Genomic DNA, 20,943 nt, shown 5'->3' on the forward strand with positions numbered 1-20,943 from the left:
AAGCCCGCTTCATCAAGCGGGCTTTTTTCATGGCCGCTGCGACATATTGTGTGACACGTATGTCGCAGCGGCCGAGGTTCTACGAGCTTGGGTGCTTACGCCGCTTGCGAACTGCCGTGCGTACTCGCCTCGGCTGCCTCGGGATGGTAGCCGAGCGCTTCCGAAATGCTCAGCGCCGTGCGGCTCAGATGGGCGAGCCACGAGTCCTGCAGCCGGTCGGCCGGTGCGGAGAGCGACAGGCCGGCCACCAGCTTGCCCGTATCGTCGTAGATGCCCGCGGCGATGCATCGCACCCCGAGCTCCAGTTCCTCGTTGTCGCGTGCACATGCCTGCTGGCGCACATGCATGAGCTCGCGTTCGAGCCGGGCGAGGTCCGTGATGCTGTTCTGCGTGTGGCCCGAGAGGCCCGTGCGTGTGGCATAGGCGCGCACACGGCTGGCCTCGTCGGCGGCGAGGAACAGCTTGCCGACGGAAGTGAGGTGCAGCGGCGCGCGGCCGCCGATGGCGCGCACCACCTGCATGCCGGAGCGCTCGGAATAGGCGCGTTCGATGTAGACGATTTCGTCGCCCTGGCGCACGGACAGGTTCACGGTCTGGCCCGTGAGGCGATGCAGCTCGCGCATGGGTTGCAGCGCAGCATCGCGCACGGAGAGGCGCGCCTTCACGAGATTGCCGAGTTCGAGCAGCCGCATGCCGAGACGGTACGTGCCCGGATCGGACCGGTCCACAAGCCGGCACGTCACCATGTCGTTGAGAATGCGGTGGGCGGTGGAGGGGTGAAGTTCGGTGCGCTGCGCTAGCTCTTTCAGGCTCACAGGGTCGCTGTGCGCGGCCAGTGCATCGAGCAGGCGCATCATGCGTTCGATCACCTGGATCGAAGTCTTGGGATCCGGATTGGTGTCGCTCATTGGAACCAGGGCGGTTGACGCGTCAAACAACGAAGCCACGATTGTATCTCGTATAGTGAAAAAATGGGCGTATCCCGGGCGCTCGGGGTGTTCGGGGTGAATTTTCCGCTGCGACGCCGCATGTGCCGGCGGTTTTTCAGGTCGCGCGCGAACGTTGGTCGTCGACGCCAAAAGCCGCATAATCGAGGGCGTTTTTTCGGAGGAGCGCCCATGCGAGTCGGATTGTTCGTCACCTGCCTGATCGACCTGATGCGTCCCGAGATCGGTTTTTCGGTCATCAAGCTGCTCGAGCAGGCGGGCTACGAAGTGGTCGTGCCGCCGGCCCAGACGTGTTGCGGTCAGCCTGCCTACAATTCCGGCGAACGCGGCGTGGCCCGCGACCTCGCCGAGAAGATGCTGCGCGAGTTCGAGCAGTTCGATTACGTCGTGGTGCCCTCGGGCTCGTGCGGCGGCATGATCCGCGTGCATTACGGCGACCTGCTGCGCGACGACCCGGAACTCATGAGCCGTTACGGGCGGCTGCGCGGCCGCGTATTCGAACTTACGGACTTTCTCGTCAACGTCGCGAAGGTGCAGCTGCAGCCGGGCGCGTTCAAGGGGCCCGTCACCTACCACGATTCGTGTTCCGGGCTGCGCGAGCTCGGCGTCAAGGCGCAGCCGCGCGCGCTGCTTGCGCAGCAGGGCGTCGAAGTGGTCGAGATGAAAGACTGCGAGCACTGCTGCGGCTTTGGCGGCACGTTTGCCGTGAAGTACGGCGATATCTCGACCGCGATCGTCGACGAGAAGTGCGCCAACGTGCACGCGAGCGGCACAAGCACCGTGGTGCTGGGCGACCTCGGCTGCATGCTGAACATCGAAGGCCGGCTGCGCCGCACGGGCGACACGTCGACGCGCGTGCTGCACATCGCACAGGTGCTGGCGGGCGACGCCGGCAAAGACTAAGGGGCACGCATGCAAGTCCAGTCGATGCAGTTCAAGGCGCGGGCGGGGCAGAAACTCGCTGACGTTCGCCTGCAGCAGAACCTCACGAAGCTCTCGACGAAGTTCGTGTCGGCGCGTGCCGTAGCCATGACCGATATCGACTTTCCCGCCACGCGGGCCGCGCTCAAAGAGCGCCGCAACCGCGCGCTGGAGAATCTCGACGTCTGGATCGAGACCTTCGAGCGCGAGGCCGCGCGCCGCGGCGTGACCGTCCTCTATGCCGAGACGACGCGGGACGCGGCGCAACTCGTGGCCGACATCGCCCGCCGGCACGACGTGAAGAAGGTGATCAAGACGAAGTCGATGGTCTCGGAGGAAATGCGCCTCAACGAGGTGCTGGGCCAGATGGGCGTGCAGTCCATCGAGACCGATCTCGGCGAGTACATCCTTCAGATCAATCACAACGAGCCGCCCAGCCACATCATTGCGCCCGTCGTGCACAAGGATAAGGAAGAGATCGCCGACCTGTTCGCGAAGACCCACGAGCGGCCTCGCCTGACCGAGATTCCGCAGATGACGCGCGAGGCGCGCGAGGTGCTGCGTCCGCATTTCCTCTCGGCGGACATGGGCGTGACGGGCGGCAACTTCCTGATCGCGGAGACGGGTTCGGTCGCGCTCGTGACCAATGAGGGCAACGAGGGCATGTGCACTGTCATGCCGCGCGTGCACGTGGCGGTGACCGGTATCGAAAAAATCCTGCCGACGCTCGAAGACCTCGCCACTGCAATGCGGTTGTTGCCGCGCTCGGCGACCGGGCAGGCGATCTCGAACTATTTCTCCGTGCTGACGGGCCCGCGTGGCGCGGACGACCAGGACGGCCCCGAGCACATGTACGTCGTGCTCGTGGACGGCGGTCGCACGGGGCTCATCGGCGGCGACTTCCAGGAGATGCTGCGCTGTATTCGCTGCGGCGCCTGCATGAACCATTGCCCCGTGTACCAGAAGGTGGGCGGGCACGCCTACGGCTGGGTCTATCCTGGGCCGATGGGGTCGGTGCTCACGCCGAGCTACGTGGGCCTCGACAAGGCGCTCGACCTGCCGCAGGCCGCGACGCTCTGCGGCGAGTGCAACAGCGTGTGTCCCGTGGGCATCCCGCTCTCCGACCTGCTCCGCAAGCTGCGCGAGAAGCAGGTGGAGCGGCATCTGCGTCCGTGGCGCGAGCGGGCGGGGCTGGCTGCCTGGGGCTGGCTCGCGCTGCATCCCGAGGCGTATTCGCTCTTCACGCGGCTTGCCGTTCGCGTGCTGGAAAAACTGGGCGGCAAGAACCGGGCGATCGCGCGCCTGCCGCTGGCCGGCGGATGGACGAATACGCGCGACATGCCGGCGCCTGTCGGGCGCACCTTCCGCGAACTCTACGCGGCGCAGCGCAGCCACGTCGGGTAGGGCGAAGCGGCGGTTCGAAACTGCGGTTCTGTCCGCCCTTGCCTCAACGTGGCGCGGACGTTGTCGCGCGTTCTGTCAAAGAGTTCCGCCGCTTCGCGAGCACTGTTTATCCCGAGACAACAGAGTGTTCACTTCGGGCGGGTTTTTCCCGATTGCCGGCGCTCTTATCATTTCGACCGCCGCCCGTGCGTGCCGCGGGCCACCCGTCGAGAGAGCGCATCATGAGAAAGAAAATATCGCTTTACTGGCCACTGGCCATCGCTACGCCGCTGCTCATAGCCGTCGCTGCCGCCAGTTTGGCGAGCCTCTATGGACCACGCGATTCCGAATCGCGTGCCTCGCAACTGCCGTCGGGCAACGACCAGTTCGCCGCCGAACTCGCGCGTACGGTGTCGTACGGCCTTGTCGGCAGCGATGCGCCCGTGGCCGCGAAGACGACCGAACGGGCGGGTGCGGCCCTGGGTTCGTCGCAGGCACTCTGAGTTCGTGGCCTGCTCGTCTTTCGTCATGCCGTTGTCCTCGCGCGCGGTCGCTCCGGTCCGGCGCGTGGGGCTGCGGGCGCGATCGAGCGGGCCTTTGTATAATCGCCGCTCAGCCTTTTTTCGCCGCCCGCTCGCGCCGCTTTTTCCGATGAACACGGTCTCGATCTGTTTCGTCTGCCTCGGGAACATCTGTCGTTCCCCGACCGCGGAGGGCGTGATGCGGCATCTGGTGAACGAGGCGGGGTTCGAGGAGCGCATCCATATCGACTCGGCCGGCACGGGCGACTGGCATATCGGCGAAGCGCCGGACCCACGCGCCCAGCATGCAGCCGGCGCACGCGGCTACGATCTCTCGGCGCTGCGCGGCCGCCAGATCGGGCGTGCGGATTTCGAGCGGTTCGACTTCCTACTCGCCATGGACGAGGCGAACGTGGCGGCGCTGCACAGCGTGTGCCCGCCGACGTTGCGCCACAAGATTCGGCTGCTGATGGAATTTGCGTCGCCCGGTGCGGCGCGCGAAGTATCCGACCCGTATTTCGGCGGGGCGGAGGGTTTCGAAGCCGTCCTGGACCAGTGCGAGGCGGCCTGCGCGGGCCTGTTGGCCGTTCTGCGCGAGCGTCTTACAGCGTGACGCAAGACGGCCGGTTGCAGTTTTGTTCTCTTTTTGCCCCTTTCGGGGCGTTCCGATAACCCGAATCATGGCATGGATACTTGACTAAAAGAGTCATGTATTTATACTTGACGAAAATTGTCGAGAATTGCGGTTCCCCATACATCATGAGACTCACCACGAAAGGCCGTTTCGCCGTCACGGCGATGATCGACCTGGCGTTGCGCCAGGAGCAGGGCCCGGTGACGCTGGCCGGTATCAGCCAGCGCCAGCACATCTCGCTGTCCTATCTCGAACAGCTGTTCGGCAAGCTGCGCCGTCATGAAATCGTCGAGTCCGTGCGCGGACCGGGCGGCGGCTACAATCTTGCCCGCCGTGCCGAGGACGTGACGGTCGCCGACATCATCATCGCGGTCGACGAGCCGCTCGATGCCACCCAGTGCGGCGGCAAGGGCACGTGCGACGGCACGAAGCAGGTCGACGGCCACTGCATGACCCACGAGTTGTGGTCCACGCTGAACCAGAAAATGGTCGAGTACCTCGACTCGGTGTCGCTCAAGGATCTCGTCGACCAGCAGCGGGCGCGCGAAGGTGCGGCCGCGGCGGTGCTGCGCGATCGCCGCACCGAAGCCAAAGCGGTCGAGCCCGTGCGGGCCACGCCGAAGGGACCGAACTCCATCTTCAACATGGCCAGTTCCTGAGCCTCGCTGCGCGTCTCGTGCGAAGCGGCTGGCGTGTCGATTCCGCCAGTTTTGCCGCGAGGCGCCGCGGGCTGGAGCATGCAAGCAACACACCGATTTCCCGGAGCGATAGATGAATAACGATATTCCCCACCTGCCCATCTACATGGACTACAGCGCGACGACGCCGGTCGATCCGCGCGTGGTGGACAAGATGATTCCGTATCTGCGCGAGCAGTTCGGCAACCCCGCCTCGCGCAGCCACGCGTATGGCTGGGACGCCGAGCACGCCGTCGAGGAAGCGCGCGAAAACGTCGCGGCGCTCGTGAATGCCGATCCGCGCGAAATCATCTGGACCTCGGGCGCGACGGAGTCGGACAACCTCGCCATCAAGGGCGCGGCGCACTTCTACAAGAGCAAGGGCAAGCACATCGTCACGGTGAAGACCGAGCACAAGGCCGTGCTCGACACCTGCCGCGAACTCGAACGCGAAGGGTTCGACGTCACGTATCTGGACGTGAAAGACGACGGCCTGATCGACCTCGACGTATTCAAGGCTGCCTTGCGTCCCGACACGATCCTCGTTTCCGTCATGCACGTGAACAACGAAATCGGCGTGATTCAAGACATCGCGACGATCGGCGAGATCTGTCGCGAGAAGGGCATCATTTTTCACGTGGACGCCGCGCAGGCCACGGGCAAGGTCGAAATCGACCTGCAGAAACTGAAGGTCGACCTGATGTCGTTCTCGGCACACAAGACCTATGGCCCGAAGGGTATCGGCGCGCTTTACGTGCGTCGCAAGCCGCGCGTGCGCATCGAGGCGCAGATGCACGGCGGCGGCCACGAGCGCGGCATGCGCTCGGGTACGTTGGCCACGCACCAAATCGTCGGCATGGGCGAGGCGTTCCGCATTGCCCGCGAAGAAATGGCAACGGAAAACGAGCGCATCCGCATGTTGCGCGACCGCCTGTTCGCCGGCCTTTCGCAGATCGAGGAAGTCTATGTGAACGGCGACATGGAGCAGCGTGTCCCGCACAACCTGAACATCAGCTTCAACTTCGTGGAAGGCGAGTCGCTGATCATGGCCGTGAAGGACGTGGCGGTGTCGTCGGGGTCGGCGTGCACGTCGGCGTCGCTGGAACCGTCGTACGTGCTGCGCGCGCTTGGCCGTAACGACGAACTGGCGCACAGCTCCATTCGCTTCACGGTAGGCCGCTTCACGACGGAGCAGGAAGTCGACTACGTGATCAATCTGCTGAAGAACAAGATCGCCAAGCTGCGCGAGCTGTCGCCGCTTTGGGAAATGCACCAGGACGGCATCGACCTGTCCACCATCCAGTGGGCCGCGCACTGAGCGCGCCGATTTCGGCGGCGACAGGCGAGAGACTCGAAACGAATCAAGGAGTGAATCATGGCATATAGCGACAAGGTTCTGGATCATTACGAAAACCCGCGCAACGTCGGTTCGTTCGCGAAAGACGACGATGCGGTGGGCACCGGCATGGTGGGCGCTCCGGCCTGCGGCGACGTGATGAAGCTGCAGATTCGCGTGGGCGCAGACGGCGTGATCGAAGACGCGAAGTTCAAGACGTACGGCTGTGGTTCGGCGATCGCGTCGAGTTCGCTCGTGACGGAATGGGTGAAGGGCAAGACGCTCGACGAGGCGCTCTCGATCAAGAACACGCACATCGCCGAAGAACTCGCGCTGCCGCCGGTGAAGATCCACTGCTCGATTCTCGCGGAAGACGCGATCAAGGCCGCGGTGGCGGACTACCGTCAGCGTCATGGCGCGCAGACGCCCGCCACGGCCGAAGCCGCGGATGCCGAAGCGAAGCACGCAGCGGCTTGAGTGGCAAGCGAGCCGCTGCGAAGCGGCAAGCAAGAGTGGTAACCAGGCAGCAACTGAGCAGCAAAACAGCCTGTCCGGCTGACGGGCAGGGCCAGTGGCAAGTGGTTTAACGAACGGATGCAGGCAGGGTTGCGCGGCGGCGCTGATGCTGGAAACGTTCCGGAGCATTCCGGGGCGCAGCGCGGCGGCGCTTCGTGCGACGAAGACGCTATGGCTATTACGTTGACGGAAAAGGCGGCACAACACGTGCAGAAGTATCTGTCCCGGCGCGGCAAAGGCATCGGGCTGCGGCTCGGCGTGCGTACGACGGGCTGTTCGGGTCTTGCGTACAAGCTCGAGTATGTCGACGAGCTGTCGGCCGAGGACCAGGTGTTCGAGAGCAACGGCGTGAAGGTCATCGTGGACCCGAAAAGCCTGGCCTATATCGACGGCACCGAGCTCGACTTCGCACGCGAGGGCCTGAACGAAGGCTTCAAGTTCAACAACCCGAACGTGAAGGACGAGTGCGGCTGCGGCGAGTCGTTTCGCGTATAAGCGGGCGCACGCACAAGAAAGGCGGCACGGGCCGCCTTTTTTTGATTCGCGTCCGGCGTGCCGCCGGATAGCCGGCCTTTTCACGACGTTGTTTCCACCCACCTGTTCCTTTTGAGCATGGCCTCGCTGACCGATAGCCACTTCGCCCTGTTCGGCCTGCCCGAGCAATTCGCCGTCGAGACGAACGCGCTCGACGAGGCCTATCGCACCGTGCAGTCGCAGGTGCATCCGGACCGCTTCGCGGCGGCCGGCGACGCGCAAAAGCGCATTGCGATGCAATGGGCGACGCGCGCCAACGAGGCCTACCAGACGCTGCGCAACCCGCTGCGCCGCGCGACGTACCTGCTGCATCTGCGCGGCATCGACGTCGGCGCCGAGAACAACACGGCGATGGAGCCGGCCTTCCTGATGCAGCAGATGGAATGGCGCGAGAGCATCGAAGACGCGGCCGCGGCGAAAAACGTCGGTGCGCTGGACGCGCTCCTGGCCGAACTGCGCGACGAAGAGCGTGCCCGCCTCGACAAGCTCGCGGCGCTGCTCGACAGCGGCGCCAACCAGGCGGCGGGCGAAGCGGTGCGTCAGCTCATGTTCATCGAGCGCGTGGCGGCGGACATCGACACGCAGATCGAGCGGCTCGAAGGCTAAGCGCGCGGCCACGACACGAACACACCTACATTGACGGGCCACGCGGCCCGCGAGAGATCAGAGACACACATCACAGATGGCCCTACTGCAAATCTCCGAACCCGGCATGGCGCCCGCGCCGCACCAGCGGCGGCTCGCCGTCGGCATCGACCTCGGCACCACGAACTCGCTCGTCGCGGCCGTGCGCAACGGCCTGCCCGACGTGCTGCCCGACGAGGAGGGCCACGTGCTGCTGCCGTCGGTCGTGCGTTACCTGGAAAAGGGCGGACGCCGCATCGGCCGCGTGGCGAAGGCGGAGGCGGTGCTCGATCCGCGCAATACGATCGTGTCCGTGAAGCGCTTCATGGGGCGCGGCAAGCATGAAGTGGAGGGCGCCGAAAACGCGCCCTACGATTTCGTGGACGCGCCCGGCATGGTGCAGATCCGTACCGTGGACGGCGTGAAGAGCCCGGTGGAAGTGTCCGCGGAAATTCTGGCGACGCTGCGGCAACGCGCCGAAGACACGCTCGGCGACGAACTGGTGGGTGCGGTGATCACGGTCCCCGCGTATTTCGACGACGCCCAGCGCCAGGCCACCAAGGACGCCGCCCGTCTTGCCGGCCTCAACGTGCTGCGCCTGCTCAACGAGCCCACCGCGGCGGCGATTGCCTACGGTCTCGACAACGGCGCCGAAGGCCTCTACGCCGTGTACGACCTGGGCGGCGGCACGTTCGACCTCTCGATCCTGAAGCTCACGAAGGGCGTGTTCGAGGTGCTGGCGGCGGGCGGCGACTCGGCGCTCGGCGGCGACGATTTCGATCACGCGTTGTTCCGCCACGTGCTCGGCGAAGCGGGGCTCGACGCGAAGACGCTTAAGCCCGAAGACGTGCGCCTGCTGCTCGACCACGTGCGCGTGGCGAAGGAAGCGCTCTCGGCCGCGCCTACAGCGAGGATCGAGGCCACGCTCGCCAGCGGCACGAAGCTCGACCTCACTGTGGACGAAGCGACCTTCGAAACGCTCACGCGCGACCTCGTGCAGCGCACGCTCGGCCCGACGAGAAAGGCCCTGCGTGACGCAAAGGTGATGCCCGCCGACATCAAGGGCGTGGTGCTTGTCGGCGGCGCGACGCGCATGCCGGTGATCCGCCGTGCGGTAGAAGCGTTCTTCGGCCAGCCGCCGCTCACGAATCTCGATCCGGACCAGGTGGTCGCGCTCGGCGCGGCGATCCAGGCCGATCTGCTCGCCGGCAATCGCGGCGAAGACGACTGGCTGCTGCTCGACGTGATTCCGCTGTCGCTCGGCATCGAAACAATGGGTGGCCTCGCCGAGAAGATCATCCCGCGCAACTCCACCATTCCGGTGGCGCGCGCGCAGGACTTCACGACGTTCAAGGACGGTCAGACCGCCATGGCGATCCACGTGGTGCAGGGCGAGCGCGAACTCGTGTCCGACTGCCGCTCGCTTGCGCGTTTCGAGCTGCGCGGCATTCCGCCGATGGCCGCCGGCGCCGCGCGCATCCGCGTGACGTTCCAGGTGGACGCGGACGGCCTGCTGTCCGTGTTCGCGCGCGAGCAGTTGTCGGGCGTGGAGGCGTCGGTCGTGGTGAAGCCCTCGTACGGCCTTGCCGATGACGACATCGCGAAGATGCTCGAAGACAGCTACACGTCGGCCGAGACCGACATGCGGGCACGCGCGCTGCGCGAAGCGCAGGTCGAGGCGCAGCGCCTGATCGAAGCAACCGGCGCGGCGCTCGCGGCCGACGGCGAATTGCTCGATGCCGCCGAGCGTGCGGAGCTGGACCGCCTCGTGGCCGGCTTGCGCGAGGTCGCGGCAGGCGAAGATGCCGATGCCATCGAGGCCGCGACCCAAGCGCTCTCCGAAGGCACCGACGAATTCGCCGCGCGCCGCATGGACAAGGGCATCAAGCGCGCGCTGGCCGGGCGTCGGCTCGACGAGATCGGGTGAGCGGGGTCTTTCGTCATATCGCTTTCGGGTCGCAACGCTCGGTTCATCGCGGCGGTCGCGGCTCGTACGCTTTCGACGTCCACGAAGTCCACTCGGCGCTGCGCGCAAGGGGGCCCGCGAGGCGCCCGCAATGCGGCTGTGTACGTGCGACAAGCCCGCGCGACAAGTCCACGCCGTCAGCGATTTCCCGATGCTGCGCCGCGCGCGCCCCAGGTAAAATGATGCGGAACCCGATCGTCGACGACCGGTGGCCGCGCCCGAACCGCTAATCAAACGGAATTGGTCATGCCTCAAATCGTTGTGCTGCCCCACGTCGAACTGTGCCCGGATGGCGCCGTCATCGAAGCTACGCCTGGCAAGAGCATCTGCGATACGCTGCTCGACGCCGGCATCGAGATCGAGCACGCGTGCGAGAAGTCCTGCGCGTGCACGACCTGCCATGTCGTCGTGCGCGAAGGTTTCGAAGCGCTCACGCCGTCCGAGGAAGACGAGGACGACCTGCTCGACAAGGCATGGGGCCTCGAACCCACTTCGCGTCTGTCGTGCCAGGCGATCGTGCCGCAGAGCGAGGACCTCGTGATCGAGATCCCGCGCTATTCGATCAACCACGCGAAAGAGAACCACTGACAGGAGCGAGCCGCCATGAAATGGACCGACACGCAAGACATTGCGATGGCCCTCACGGACACCCATCCGCAGGTCGATCCGCAGTACGTGCGTTTTACGGATCTGCACCGCTGGGTGACCGAACTCGAGGGCTTTGACGACGACCCGAACCGGTCGAACGAAAAGATTCTGGAGGCGATTCAGGCGGCGTGGATCGAAGACGCCGACTACTGACGGGAAGTGGATCGTTCGTGCGATCAGGAAACGAAAAAGGCGATTCGCACATTTTGCGAATCGCCTTTTTCGTATCGGGACGTCGGAGCGCTGCCAGCGAGCGCCGGGGCCGCCAGCGAGGCGCTCTCGCAGTGGGTCAGTAAGCCACCAGCGTGCCGTTCTCGATGCGTACGCGCTGGCCTTGCTGGAACGGCGGCGCCTGGTGATACGTGAAGTAGCGGGTCTTGCCGTTCTCCATGTGCACGCGCACCGAGTAGCTGGTGGTGCTGCGCAGATGCTTTTCCACCGAATTGCCGGCGAGACCGCCACCCAGCGCGCCGAGCAGCGTCATGGCCGTGCGTCCGTTGCCCGAACCGAACTGGTTGCCGACCACGCCGCCCGCAACGGCACCGCCTACTGCGCCGATACCGGTTCCGTGGCCTTCGGTGCGTACGGCCGAGATCGCTTCCACGGTGCCGCAGCTCTGGCAGTACGCGGGCTGTGCCGGCTCACGTTGCGCGTAGGGCTGTTGCTGGGCATATGTCTGCGGTTGCTGCCCCGGTGCGCCTTGTTGCGCGTACTGAGCTTCCTGGCCCGGCACAGGCTGAGCAGGAGCCCGTTGAACCGGTACCGGTTGCTGTGTCTGCGTGGGTTGTTGCGTCTGGGCGTACGTGGCGGGGTTCGCCGGCTGCGAAGAATCGACCACGGGCTGAGACGCAATGGCCGCGGACTGAACCTGATTGTTCTCGGCACTGCCGCTCGTGGCCTTCGGGAACAGGCCCGTAATAGCTGCGGTGGCGGCGAGGCTTGCCACGATGACAGCGCCCGCGGCGACGGCGATGAGCGGATGAAGGCGGCGCGTCTGTGTGGGTTGAACGTTGGTCGGGTTATTCATTTATGGCCTCCGTCGTGACAGAGTCGGTGTTTATCAGACCAAGTGTCGCCCACTTCGATCCATCCGACTTTTTCACTTTGTAACCAAATCCGGCGGGCAGCCGGCGAGGAAAGGCGAGGCTCCGCTCCGGTCCGGCAAAACCGCGTCGGTGCGGCCTTTGGCCGCTGCACCGCCATGCGGCACGGAAACGGGATCGAATCCATTTACCGATAGTTACAACCATCGGGAAAGCCCAGGAACGCATGCTGCGTGCGCCACGCGCGTTAGGCGCAGTACAAACAAAAAGCGCCGGGCGATATGCCCAGCGCTTTCTCCGATCAACCCACCGGCGGTTCCGCCGCAATACGCCGACGGCGCCACTCTGCGATCAGTCTTCGCGACGCAGGTGCGGGAAGAGGATCACGTCGCGGATGCTCGGGCTGTCCGTGAGCAGCATGACGAGCCGGTCGATGCCGATGCCGCAGCCACCGGTCGGCGGCATGCCGTATTCCAGGGCGCGGATGTAGTCGGCGTCGTAGAACATCGCTTCCTCGTCGCCCGCGTCCTTCTGCTCGACCTGCTTCTTGAAGCGTGCCGCCTGGTCTTCCGGATCGTTGAGTTCCGAGAAGCCGTTCGCGATTTCGCGCCCCGTGATGAACAGCTCGAAACGCTCGGTGATGCCCGGCACCTTGTCCGACGCGCGCGCGAGCGGCGAGACTTCCACCGGGTAGTCGATGATGTAGGTGGGCTCCCACAACTGCGATTCCGCGGTTTCTTCGAAGAGCGCGAGTTGCAGCGCGCCGAGTCCCGAGTTCAGGAACTTGGGTTCGGTGGTGTCCACTCCGAACTTCTTCAGTTCGGTGCGCAGGAACGCTTCATCGTCCAGTTGGGCCGGCGTGTAGTCCGGCGCGTACTTCTGGATGGCCTGCGTGATCGTGAGCCGATGGAACGGCTTGCCGAGGTCCAACTCGCGGCCCTGGTAGACGAGGGTGGCCGTGCCGAGCGAATCGATGGCGGCCTGGCGGATCAGCCGCTCGGTGAAGTCCATGAGCCACGTGTAATCGGTGTACGCGGCGTAGAACTCCATCATCGTGAATTCCGGGTTGTGGCGCGGCGAGACGCCCTCGTTGCGGAAATTCCGGTTGATCTCGAACACGCGCTCGAAGCCGCCCACGATCAGCCGCTTCAGATACAGCTCCGGCGCGATGCGCATGAACATTTCCATGTCGAGCGCGTTGTGGTGCGTGATGAACGGCTTGGCCGCCGCGCCGCCCGGAATGGGGTGCAGCATCGGCGTTTCCACTTCCATGAATTCGGCGTCGGACATGAAACGGCGAATTGACGAGATCGCCTTCGTGCGCGCGACGAAAGTCTTGCGCGCCTCGGGCGTCACGATCAGGTCGACGTAGCGCTGACGGTAGCGCATTTCCTGGTCCGCGAGACCGTGGAACTTGTCCGGCAGCGGACGCAGCGCCTTCGAGAGCAGGCGCAGCTCCGTGCAGCGCACGGAAAGCTCGCCCTTGTTGGTGCGAAACAGCACGCCGCGCGCCGCGACGATGTCGCCCAGGTCCCACTTCTTGAACGCGTCGTAGGTGGCTTCGCCCACGTCGGCGGGCGTGACGAAGAACTGGATCTGGCCCGAGCCGTCTTGCACCGTCGCGAAGCTCGCCTTGCCCATCACGCGCTTGAGCATCATGCGGCCGGCCACGGCCACGTCGAGCGCTTCGGCTTCGAGCGTTTCCTTGGTGGCCTCGGCGTAGGCCGACTGCAGTGCCGCGGCCTGGTGGGTGGGACGGAAGTCGTTGGGGTAGGCGACGCCTTGCTCGCGCAGCGCGCGCAGCTTTTCGCGGCGCTCGGCCATGATCTGGTTGTCGTCCAGTTCGGGGGCGGCGTTCGGCTGGGTGGGTTCGGTCATGATCGGTTGATGTTCGGTAGCGGGCCGGCGCGGCTTATACGCCCTGCTTGAGGCTCGCGCTGATGAAGTCGTCGAGGTCGCCGTCGAGCACCGCTTTCGTGTTGCTCATTTCGACGTTGGTGCGCAGGTCCTTCACGCGGCTCTGGTCGAGCACATAGGAGCGGATCTGATGGCCCCAGCCCACGTCCGACTTGCTCGATTCGAGCTTGTCCTGCTCGGCCTGGCGCTTGCGCAGTTCAGCCTCGTAGAGGCGCGACTTCAGCATGGCCATTGCTTCGGCGCGATTGCGGTGCTGCGAGCGGTCGTTCTGGCATTGCACGACGATGCCGGTCGGAATGTGCGTGATCCGCACGGCCGAGTCGGTCTTGTTGATGTGCTGACCGCCCGCGCCCGACGCGCGGAACGTGTCGATGCGCAGATCGGCCGGATTGATGTCGATTTCGAACGACTCGTCCACCTCGGGATACACGAACACCGATGAGAACGAAGTGTGGCGCCCGCCCGACGAATCGAACGGCGACTTGCGCACGAGGCGGTGAATGCCGGTTTCGGTGCGCAAAAAGCCGTAGGCGTATTCGCCTTCTACCTTGATGGTCGCGCTCTTGATGCCGGCCACGTCGCCTTCGGACTCTTCGAGCACTTCGGCCTTGAAGCCCTTGCGTTCGCAGTAGCGCAGGTACTGGCGCAGCAGCATCGACGCCCAGTCGCACGCTTCGGTGCCGCCGGCGCCGGCCTGAATGTCGATGAAGGCGTTGTTCGGGTCCGCGGGGTTCGCGAACATGCGGCGGAATTCGAGGTCGGCGACGCGCTTCTCGATGGCGGCCGCGTCGGCTTCGCAGGCGACGAGCGTGTCTTCGTCGTTTTCCTCGCGGCCCATCTCGAACAGTTCCTGCGTGTCACGCAGGTCGTTGCTGATGCCGGTGAGGGAGGTGACCACGCCTTCGAGCAGCTTCTTTTCCTTGCCGAGTGCCTGGGCGTGCTTCGCATCGTCCCAGACGTTCGGGTCTTCGAGTTCCTTGTCGACTTCGGCTAGACGCGCAGATTTGGCATCGTAGTCAAAGATACCCCCGAAGCTCGTCTGCGCGACGGCGCAGGTCGGCGAGAGAGCTTTCGATCGCGTTCAGACGTTCCGCTTCCATGTCGGTCCTGATTTGATGCTGTAAAAACGTGAAATTATAGCCGATCGCGCGGTCACGCCGCCGCGTGTTCCACGATCAGCTGCACCCGCGAAACGCCGTTCCAGGTGTCCGAGGCGAGCCGGTAGGCGAGCATGGCGCGTGCCGGCAGCAAGTCGGTGTGGTTGAACCAGATCGCGTTGTAGCGCTGGCGGCCGCGCAGCAGTTGCAGCTTGAGATGCCGGTCCTTCACGAGCGCCTGCGAGACCACGTCGAATTCGCCCGAAAAGACCGGCGCCGGGAAGCCCTGGCCCCAGACCGCGGCATCGAGCATCTCGACGAATTGCGGCGTGAAGTACGCGTCTTCGAGTTCGCCGTCGGTCTCCACGATGCGCGCGAGCGCGTCGTCGGACAGCCATTCGCGCCCCACGGACTCGAACGCGGCGGTGAAGCGCGCCACGTCGGCACAGGCGATCGTGAGGCCGGCCGCCATGGCGTGGCCGCCGAACTTCAGGATCAGCCCCGGTTCGCGCTTCGAGACGAGGTCGAGCGCGTCGCGCAGATGAAAGCCCGCAATCGAGCGGCCCGAGCCGCGGGCGAGCACGCCGCTTTCGTCGGCGGGCGCGAAGGTGAACACCGGACGGTGGAAACGTTCCTTGAGCCGCCCCGCGACGATGCCGATCACCCCCTGATGCCAGGCGGGGTTGAAGAGCGTGATGGTGGCGGCGCCTGCGGGGTCGACGAGCGCGAGGTCGTCGAGCGCCTGTTGCTGCATGCCGGCCTCGATCTCGCGGCGCTCGCGGTTCATCGCGTCGAGCTGCTGCGCGAGTTGCCAGGCGCGGCCCACGTCGTCGGTGGTGAGGCATTCGATGCCGAGCGACATGTCCGAGAGACGTCCCGCCGCGTTCAGCCGCGGGCCGAGCGCGAAACCGAGGTCGAAGCCCGAAGCGCTGCGCGCGTCGCGTCCCGCGGCCCGAAAAAGCGCGGCGATGCCCGGCTGCATGCGGCCGTTGCGGATGCGCTGCAGGCCTTGCGCGACGAGCACGCGGTTGTTCGCGTCGAGCTTCACGACGTCGGCCACGGTGCCGAGCGCCACGAGGTCGAGCAGGCCGTCGAGCCGCGGCTCGGCGCGTCCGTCGTTGAACGTTCCGCGTCGGCGCAGTTCCGCGCGCACGGCGAGCAGCACGTAGAACATCACGCCCACGCCCGCAATGCACTTGCTCGGAAAGCCGCACCCCGGCTGGTTCGGATTGACGATGGCGCGTGCGGCGGGCAGCGTGTCGCCGGGCAGGTGATGGTCGGTGACCAGTACGTCGATGCCGAGCGCGTTGGCCGCCTCCACGCCCTCGACGCTCGCAATGCCGTTGTCCACGGTGATGAGCAGATCGGGTTTGCCACCCGGCCGGGTTGCCGCGAGTGCGACGATCTCCGGCGTGAGCCCGTAGCCGTACTCGAAGCGGTTCGGCACGAGGTAGTCCACCTCGCCGCCGAACATGCGCAGGCCGCGCACCGCGACAGCGCAGGCGGTGGCGCCGTCGCAGTCGTAGTCGGCCACCACCAGCATGCGGCGTTTTGCTTCGATGGCGTCGGCGAGCAGCGCGGCGGCTTCGTCGCAGCCGCTCAGCATGGCGGGCGGCGTGAGTCGCGCGAGGCCGGTTTCGATCTCGCCCGGTTCGCACACGCCGCGCGAGGCGTAGAGGCGCGCGAGCACGGGATGCAGGCCGTGCCGGATCAGGACTTCAACGTCAGCCATGGACGCTGCGCGGGTAACGATTCGGGTCATGCTGTTCGGTGCGTGCTGCTGCGGTTGTGGCGGTGGTGGTGGCCGTTGTCGGGGCTTCGACGCACGGTGGCCGGCCGGTGCGAATGCCTGAGCGAATGCCTGAGCGCCGCGCTCATTCGATGAAAAGCGACGCGAAGATGCGCCGGCGCCAGAATTTGCGCAGGTCGCCGCGCGTGACGGCGAGCGTGACCGAGCCCGTGTCGCCGCACAGCGTGAGGTCGAGCGCGCGCAGTTCGCCCTTTTGCAGCGCGGCGAGGGCGGGCGCGAACCAGTCGCGCTCGAGCGCCGCGAATGCCGCGTTCCAGCGTGCCCAGTCCTGTTCGACGAACGGTACGGAGAACGGATCGAGTTCGACGAGCGTTGCGCCGTCGTCCGGGCGCGGTTGCGCTTCGCGCAACGCCGCGAACGCCGCGAACGTCGCGGGCGGTGTGTCGTGCGGCGTTTGTGCCGCGAGTGCGAGGCCACGCGTAGCGACGGCATCCGAGTACACGCGAGCGAACGGGCTCGTGACGGGCTGCGCCGCGCCCTGGCCGTGGAACCAGATCGAATTGACGGCCGGCAGGCCGCGCGCCTCGCGCGCCTCGTTCACGGGATGCTCGAACCAGGCCATCTGGATCTCGTTCTGCAACTTCATCCAGAGGCGCGAGCGTTCCCCGGTATGGGCCTCGTGCGGCAGCCAGATTTCGATGTTGCGGCCGCTCGCGCGCAGCGGCGAGGCGCCCGCGAGCGTGCCGAACGCGTCGCTCGAGAGGTACCAGCGTCTTGGCGTCGGCGCCTCCATGCGTACGCCCAGTTCTTCGATGAGCGGCCGCGCGAGGTCGTGGAGCACGGCGGCTTCTTCGTCGGTCAGTTCGAGCGCGGCCGGATCGACCAGCACGAGATGGTCGTGCGCAATGCGCACGTGCACGGGTTCCACGCATGCCCACGTGGCATCGCCCGGCTTGCCGCCGTCGGCGCGCAGCATGTACGGCGCGAGCGGCGCTTCGTCCGCCGCCGCGGCGCCGGCGGGCACCGCGCCGAAGCGGCGTGCCACCCAGCGCTCGTGCGGCAGCGTGCGCTGAAAGTCTTCGCCGATCACACGCTCCACGAGCGTCGCACGCGCCACCAACTGGTCGAGCGCGGGGTGGGCGAGATGGGCAAGCGCGGTGGAAGCGTCGGCTGCGGAGGGCAGCGCGAAAGGCAGGAGCAGGTGCAGACGGTGGAGGGGTTCGACGTGCATGATGGTGCGCATTGTATGGCAAACTTCGCGGTTGATTTGATCGCCACGGCGCGCCGGGACGGCTGCGGGACGGAACCATCGGCCGCCATCCGCGGCCCAACTCGACAATGGGCTGACTGGGCTGACGATGCACGGCCGGCTCGCCACACGTTGCAGGATGGTCCGCACTGCGTCCGCCCGGCGCGTCGCAGCGCAGTCGCACGACAGGCATCACCACAGGAATCACGCGCCGGGGGCGCAAACAAGGATTCGCTTGAAACTTCCCTACGAATATCAGATCGGCCTGCGCTACACGCGCGCAGGCAAACGCACGACCGGCAACGGCTTCATCTCGTTCATCGCGCTCGTTTCCATGTCGGGCATCGCGCTCGGCGTGGCGGCGCTCATCGTGGTGCTCTCGGTGATGAACGGCTTTCAGCGCGAAGTGCGCGACCGCATGCTCTCGGTGCTTGCGCACGTCGAAATTTTTTCGCCGATGGGATCGATGCCCGACTGGCAGCTCACTGCGAAAGAGGCGCGGCAGAACCCCTCGGTGATCGGCGCGGCGCCGTATGTGGATGCCCAGGCGCTTCTGACGCGCGGCGATACCGTGAGCGGCGTGGCACTGCGCGGCGTGGAGCCGTCGCTGGAGCCGGAAGTCTCCGACATCGGCAAGGAAATGAAGGCGGGCCAACTGACCGACCTCACGCCGGGCAGCTTCGACATCGTGCTGGGCGCCGACCTCGCGGCCAACCTGGGCGTGCAGGTGGGCGACAAGATCACGCTCGTCGCGCCTGAAGGCTCCATGACGCCCGCGGGCATCCTGCCGCGCCTCAAGCAGTTCACCGTGGCGGGCGTGTTCGAATCGGGCCACTACGAATACGACAGCACGCTTGCGCTCGTGAACATCCGCGACGCTCAAGCGCTTTACCGGCTGCCGGCGCCCACCGGCGTGCGGCTGCGCCTGAAGGACATGCAGCGCGCGCCCGAGGTCGCGCACCAACTGGCGCGCACGCTTTCGGGCGACCTCTACATCCGTGACTGGACACAGCAGAACAAGACCTGGTTCTCGGCCGTGCAGATCGAAAAGCGCATGATGTTCATCATCCTCACGCTGATCATCGCGGTGGCCGCGTTCAATCTCGTCTCGTCGCTCGTGATGACGGTCACCAACAAGCAGGCCGACATCGCGATTCTGCGTACGCTCGGCGCGCAGCCGGGCTCCATCATGAAAATCTTCGTCGTGCAGGGCGTGACCATCGGCTTCGTCGGTACGGCAACGGGCGTCGCGCTGGGCTGCCTCATCGCCTGGAGCATCCCGTGGCTCGTGCCGATGATCGAACACCTGCTCGGCGTGCAGTTCCTGCCGCCGTCCGTCTACTTCATCAGCGAGCTGCCTTCCGAGTTGGTCGCCTCCGACGTGATTCGCATCGGCGGCATTGCCTTCCTGCTCTCGGCGCTCGCTACGCTCTATCCCAGCTGGCGCGGCGCGAAGGTTCGCCCGGCGGAGGCGCTGCGCTATGAATGATCTCTCTCTTGCTGCCGCGAAGGCCGCAGGCCCGGCCGGCCACTCGCCTTACGTGCTCGAAGCGAGCGGCATCTCGAAGTCGTTCGTGCAGGGCGGCCTCGACGTGTCGGTGCTCACAGACGCGGAACTCGTCGTGAAGCGCGGCGAGAAGCTCGCCATCGTGGGCGCCTCGGGCTCGGGCAAGAGCACGCTGCTGCACGTGCTGGGCGGGCTCGACGAACCCAGCGCGGGCGCCGTGTCCGTGCTCGGCAAGCCGTTCACGCAGCTTTCCGAGCGCGAGCGCAACGATCTGCGCAACCGCGCGCTCGGCTTCGTCTATCAGTTTCACCACCTGCTGCCCGAGTTTTCCGCGCTCGATAACGTCGCGATGCCGTTGCGCATTCGCCGCATGGCGACCGAGGACGCGCGCCGCGAAGCGCTCGCGATGCTCGAGCGCGTAGGGCTGGGACATCGGGCGAAGCACCGGCCGGGCGAGCTGTCGGGCGGCGAACGGCAGCGCGTGGCGATTGCGCGGGCGCTGGTGACGAAGCCCGCCTGCGTGCTCGCCGACGAGCCTACCGGCAACCTCGACGGCACCACCGCCGACACGGTGTTCAACCTGATGCTCGAGCTTTCCGAAACGCTCGAAACGAGTTTCGTGATCGTCACGCACGATCCCGACCTGGCCGGCCGTTGCGACCGCATCCTGCGGCTGCGCGACGGCACGCTGCACGAGGAGCCGTTGGCGCATCACGGCTGAACCTGCGGCGCGTTTCGATGGTTCGATCGCAGGATCGCAGGATCGAGCAGCGGACGCGCCGCAAGCCGGGCTCGCGCCTTGCGGCGGCCCGTCGCGAGGAGGGCATTGCCATGTGGATCGATACGCACTGTCATCTCGACGCGGCCGAGTTCGACGAAGACCGGGAGACGGTGGCGCGCGCGGCGCGGCAAGCGGGCGTGGGCCGCATCGTGATTCCGGCCGTGGGGCGCGAGAATTTTGCGACCGTGCGCGAGCTGGCGCATCGCGTGGAAGGCGGCACCTACGCGCTCGGCATTCATCCGCTCTTTACGCCGCATGCGGACGAAGCGGACCTCGACCGGCTGCGCATGGAAATCGAAGCAAGCATGGACGACGAGCGCTTCGTCGGCATCGGCGAAATCGGGCTCGATTTTTTCGTGGCGGGGCTCGACGAGGCGCGCCAGCAGCACTTCTACCAGGCGCAACTCGAACTGGCGCGCGCGTTCGATCTGCCCGTGATCTGCCACGTGCGCAAATCGCAGGACCAGGTGCTGAAGGGGCTCCGACGGCACGGCGTGCATCGCGGCATCGCGCATGCGTTCAACGGCAGCTTCCAGCAGGCGCAGGTTTATCTCGATCATGGCATCCACCTCGGCTTCGGCGGCAATCTGACGTTCGAGCGCGCGTTGCAGATCCGGCGGCTCGCGCAGCAATTGCCGCTCGATGCGATCGTTGTCGAGACCGATGCACCCGACATTGCGCCCTCATGGATCTATCGCGGCCGCAACACGCCGGATCAGGTCTCGCGCATCGGCGCGGTGCTGGCCGAACTGCGCGGCATGAGTGAGGACGCACTCGCCCTCGGCACAACGGCTAACGCGCACGCCGCGCTGCCGCGGCTCGCGCTTTCGTCTTCATAATCGTTTCCTGTTAGAGGTGGCCTCGCGCGGCTCGCCTTCGTCTTCGTTTGGCT

21 protein-coding genes are annotated in these 20,943 nt (G+C 65.9%); 15 read left to right on the forward strand and 6 right to left on the reverse strand.

What is annotated here, in order from left to right; genetic code table 11:
• Positions 1-95: 95 nt before the first annotated feature.
• Positions 96-908 carry an IclR family transcriptional regulator gene (locus P2869_RS06530; RefSeq protein WP_017777985.1) on the reverse strand — a complete coding sequence of 271 codons (813 nt, stop codon included), beginning with the start codon at positions 906-908 and terminating at the stop codon, positions 96-98.
• Between the two features lie 210 nt (positions 909-1,118).
• Between P2869_RS06530 and P2869_RS06535 the strand changes: the two genes are divergently transcribed.
• The 12 genes from P2869_RS06535 to iscX all read left to right on the forward strand — a co-directional run bounded on the left by P2869_RS06535 (position 1,119) and on the right by iscX (position 10,860).
• Positions 1,119-1,850 carry a (Fe-S)-binding protein gene (locus P2869_RS06535; protein ID WP_026122083.1) on the forward strand — a complete coding sequence of 244 codons (732 nt, stop codon included), beginning with the start codon at positions 1,119-1,121 and terminating at the stop codon, positions 1,848-1,850.
• A 9-nt stretch (positions 1,851-1,859) separates the two neighbouring features.
• Complete coding sequence (locus tag P2869_RS06540; RefSeq protein ID WP_277597807.1) at positions 1,860-3,272, forward strand: lactate utilization protein B; 1,413 nt, start codon at positions 1,860-1,862, stop codon at positions 3,270-3,272.
• A 221-nt stretch (positions 3,273-3,493) separates the two neighbouring features.
• A complete protein-coding gene (locus tag P2869_RS06545) occupies positions 3,494-3,754 on the forward strand; it encodes a hypothetical protein (RefSeq protein WP_277597808.1) in 261 nt (86 codons plus the stop codon).
• Positions 3,755-3,902: 148 nt separating this feature from the next.
• Positions 3,903-4,385 carry a low molecular weight protein-tyrosine-phosphatase gene (locus P2869_RS06550; RefSeq protein ID WP_277598064.1) on the forward strand — a complete coding sequence of 161 codons (483 nt, stop codon included), beginning with the start codon at positions 3,903-3,905 and terminating at the stop codon, positions 4,383-4,385.
• Between the two features lie 146 nt (positions 4,386-4,531).
• Positions 4,532-5,065 carry a Fe-S cluster assembly transcriptional regulator IscR gene (iscR, locus tag P2869_RS06555; protein ID WP_017777990.1) on the forward strand — a complete coding sequence of 178 codons (534 nt, stop codon included), beginning with the start codon at positions 4,532-4,534 and terminating at the stop codon, positions 5,063-5,065.
• 112 nt (positions 5,066-5,177) lie between these two features.
• A complete protein-coding gene (locus P2869_RS06560; RefSeq protein WP_277597809.1) occupies positions 5,178-6,401 on the forward strand; it encodes an IscS subfamily cysteine desulfurase in 1,224 nt (407 codons plus the stop codon).
• A 57-nt stretch (positions 6,402-6,458) separates the two neighbouring features.
• The gene (gene iscU / locus P2869_RS06565; RefSeq protein WP_017777992.1) at positions 6,459-6,896 is read left to right on the forward strand and encodes a Fe-S cluster assembly scaffold IscU; all 438 of its coding nucleotides are present in this window, start codon (positions 6,459-6,461) and stop codon (positions 6,894-6,896) included.
• Positions 6,897-7,106: 210 nt separating this feature from the next.
• Positions 7,107-7,430: an iron-sulfur cluster assembly protein IscA gene (gene iscA / locus P2869_RS06570; RefSeq protein WP_042301183.1), complete on the forward strand. Its 324-nt coding sequence runs from the start codon at positions 7,107-7,109 to the stop codon at positions 7,428-7,430.
• A 117-nt stretch (positions 7,431-7,547) separates the two neighbouring features.
• Positions 7,548-8,075: a Fe-S protein assembly co-chaperone HscB gene (hscB, locus tag P2869_RS06575; protein WP_277597810.1), complete on the forward strand. Its 528-nt coding sequence runs from the start codon at positions 7,548-7,550 to the stop codon at positions 8,073-8,075.
• Positions 8,076-8,151: 76 nt separating this feature from the next.
• Positions 8,152-10,020, forward strand: a complete 1,869-nt coding sequence (hscA, locus tag P2869_RS06580) for a Fe-S protein assembly chaperone HscA (protein WP_277597811.1) — start codon at positions 8,152-8,154, stop codon at positions 10,018-10,020.
• Positions 10,021-10,305: 285 nt separating this feature from the next.
• Positions 10,306-10,647, forward strand: a complete 342-nt coding sequence (fdx, locus tag P2869_RS06585) for an ISC system 2Fe-2S type ferredoxin (protein ID WP_017777996.1) — start codon at positions 10,306-10,308, stop codon at positions 10,645-10,647.
• A gap of 15 nt (positions 10,648-10,662) precedes the next feature.
• A complete protein-coding gene (gene iscX / locus P2869_RS06590) occupies positions 10,663-10,860 on the forward strand; it encodes a Fe-S cluster assembly protein IscX (RefSeq protein ID WP_017777997.1) in 198 nt (65 codons plus the stop codon).
• A gap of 136 nt (positions 10,861-10,996) precedes the next feature.
• Here the strand turns inward: iscX and P2869_RS06595 are convergent, their stop codons facing one another.
• From P2869_RS06595 to P2869_RS06615, 5 genes are all read right to left on the reverse strand, one after another.
• Positions 10,997-11,734, reverse strand: coding sequence for a glycine zipper 2TM domain-containing protein (locus P2869_RS06595; RefSeq protein ID WP_199541461.1), 738 nt, complete (start codon positions 11,732-11,734; stop codon positions 10,997-10,999).
• A 367-nt stretch (positions 11,735-12,101) separates the two neighbouring features.
• On the reverse strand, positions 12,102-13,628 hold the full coding sequence (gene lysS, locus P2869_RS06600) for a lysine--tRNA ligase (protein ID WP_277597812.1): 1,527 nt from the start codon (positions 13,626-13,628) through the stop codon (positions 12,102-12,104).
• 34 nt (positions 13,629-13,662) lie between these two features.
• A protein-coding gene (prfB, locus tag P2869_RS06605; RefSeq protein WP_126875737.1) for a peptide chain release factor 2 occupies positions 13,663-14,767 on the reverse strand; the annotation gives its coding sequence in 2 pieces (ribosomal slippage) (positions 13,663-14,685 and positions 14,687-14,767; 1,104 coding nt in all).
• A 52-nt stretch (positions 14,768-14,819) separates the two neighbouring features.
• A complete protein-coding gene (recJ, locus tag P2869_RS06610; protein WP_277597813.1) occupies positions 14,820-16,526 on the reverse strand; it encodes a single-stranded-DNA-specific exonuclease RecJ in 1,707 nt (568 codons plus the stop codon).
• 112 nt (positions 16,527-16,638) lie between these two features.
• Positions 16,639-17,757, reverse strand: coding sequence for a regulator (locus tag P2869_RS06615; protein ID WP_277597814.1), 1,119 nt, complete (start codon positions 17,755-17,757; stop codon positions 16,639-16,641).
• 241 nt (positions 17,758-17,998) lie between these two features.
• Between P2869_RS06615 and P2869_RS06620 the strand changes: the two genes are divergently transcribed.
• From P2869_RS06620 to P2869_RS06630, 3 genes are all read left to right on the forward strand, one after another.
• Positions 17,999-19,252 carry a lipoprotein-releasing ABC transporter permease subunit gene (locus P2869_RS06620; RefSeq protein ID WP_277597815.1) on the forward strand — a complete coding sequence of 418 codons (1,254 nt, stop codon included), beginning with the start codon at positions 17,999-18,001 and terminating at the stop codon, positions 19,250-19,252.
• Positions 19,245-19,991 carry a lipoprotein-releasing ABC transporter ATP-binding protein LolD gene (gene lolD, locus P2869_RS06625; protein WP_017778005.1) on the forward strand — a complete coding sequence of 249 codons (747 nt, stop codon included), beginning with the start codon at positions 19,245-19,247 and terminating at the stop codon, positions 19,989-19,991. Before P2869_RS06620 ends, lolD begins: the two co-directional genes overlap by 8 nt.
• Before the next feature lie 110 nt (positions 19,992-20,101).
• Complete coding sequence (locus P2869_RS06630; RefSeq protein ID WP_026122087.1) at positions 20,102-20,890, forward strand: TatD family hydrolase; 789 nt, start codon at positions 20,102-20,104, stop codon at positions 20,888-20,890.
• Positions 20,891-20,943: the final 53 nt, after the last annotated feature.

The organism is Paraburkholderia sp. SUR17 (genome assembly GCF_029536165.1).
Classification (GTDB): domain Bacteria; phylum Pseudomonadota; class Gammaproteobacteria; order Burkholderiales; family Burkholderiaceae; genus Paraburkholderia; species Paraburkholderia kururiensis.

What these genes read in the sequence shown, in the direction of transcription:
- hscB (WP_277597810.1), top strand. Translation starts at nt 7,548, where the DNA reads ATGGCCTCGCTGACCGATAGCCACTTCGCCCTGTTCGGCCTGCCCGAG.
- P2869_RS06595 (WP_199541461.1), bottom strand. Translation starts at nt 11,734, where the DNA reads ATGAATAACCCGACCAACGTTCAACCCACACAGACGCGCCGCCTTCAT.
- P2869_RS06560 (WP_277597809.1), top strand. Translation starts at nt 5,178, where the DNA reads ATGAATAACGATATTCCCCACCTGCCCATCTACATGGACTACAGCGCG.
- lolD (WP_017778005.1), top strand. Translation starts at nt 19,245, where the DNA reads ATGAATGATCTCTCTCTTGCTGCCGCGAAGGCCGCAGGCCCGGCCGGC.
- P2869_RS06550 (WP_277598064.1), top strand. Translation starts at nt 3,903, where the DNA reads ATGAACACGGTCTCGATCTGTTTCGTCTGCCTCGGGAACATCTGTCGT.
- P2869_RS06545 (WP_277597808.1), top strand. Translation starts at nt 3,494, where the DNA reads ATGAGAAAGAAAATATCGCTTTACTGGCCACTGGCCATCGCTACGCCG.
- recJ (WP_277597813.1), bottom strand. Translation starts at nt 16,526, where the DNA reads ATGACCCGAATCGTTACCCGCGCAGCGTCCATGGCTGACGTTGAAGTC.
- iscX (WP_017777997.1), top strand. Translation starts at nt 10,663, where the DNA reads ATGAAATGGACCGACACGCAAGACATTGCGATGGCCCTCACGGACACC.
- P2869_RS06630 (WP_026122087.1), top strand. Translation starts at nt 20,102, where the DNA reads ATGTGGATCGATACGCACTGTCATCTCGACGCGGCCGAGTTCGACGAA.
- P2869_RS06540 (WP_277597807.1), top strand. Translation starts at nt 1,860, where the DNA reads ATGCAAGTCCAGTCGATGCAGTTCAAGGCGCGGGCGGGGCAGAAACTC.
- hscA (WP_277597811.1), top strand. Translation starts at nt 8,152, where the DNA reads ATGGCCCTACTGCAAATCTCCGAACCCGGCATGGCGCCCGCGCCGCAC.
- iscR (WP_017777990.1), top strand. Translation starts at nt 4,532, where the DNA reads ATGAGACTCACCACGAAAGGCCGTTTCGCCGTCACGGCGATGATCGAC.
- iscU (WP_017777992.1), top strand. Translation starts at nt 6,459, where the DNA reads ATGGCATATAGCGACAAGGTTCTGGATCATTACGAAAACCCGCGCAAC.
- lysS (WP_277597812.1), bottom strand. Translation starts at nt 13,628, where the DNA reads ATGACCGAACCCACCCAGCCGAACGCCGCCCCCGAACTGGACGACAAC.
- P2869_RS06530 (WP_017777985.1), bottom strand. Translation starts at nt 908, where the DNA reads ATGAGCGACACCAATCCGGATCCCAAGACTTCGATCCAGGTGATCGAA.
- P2869_RS06535 (WP_026122083.1), top strand. Translation starts at nt 1,119, where the DNA reads ATGCGAGTCGGATTGTTCGTCACCTGCCTGATCGACCTGATGCGTCCC.
- iscA (WP_042301183.1), top strand. Translation starts at nt 7,107, where the DNA reads ATGGCTATTACGTTGACGGAAAAGGCGGCACAACACGTGCAGAAGTAT.
- P2869_RS06615 (WP_277597814.1), bottom strand. Translation starts at nt 17,757, where the DNA reads ATGCGCACCATCATGCACGTCGAACCCCTCCACCGTCTGCACCTGCTC.
- fdx (WP_017777996.1), top strand. Translation starts at nt 10,306, where the DNA reads ATGCCTCAAATCGTTGTGCTGCCCCACGTCGAACTGTGCCCGGATGGC.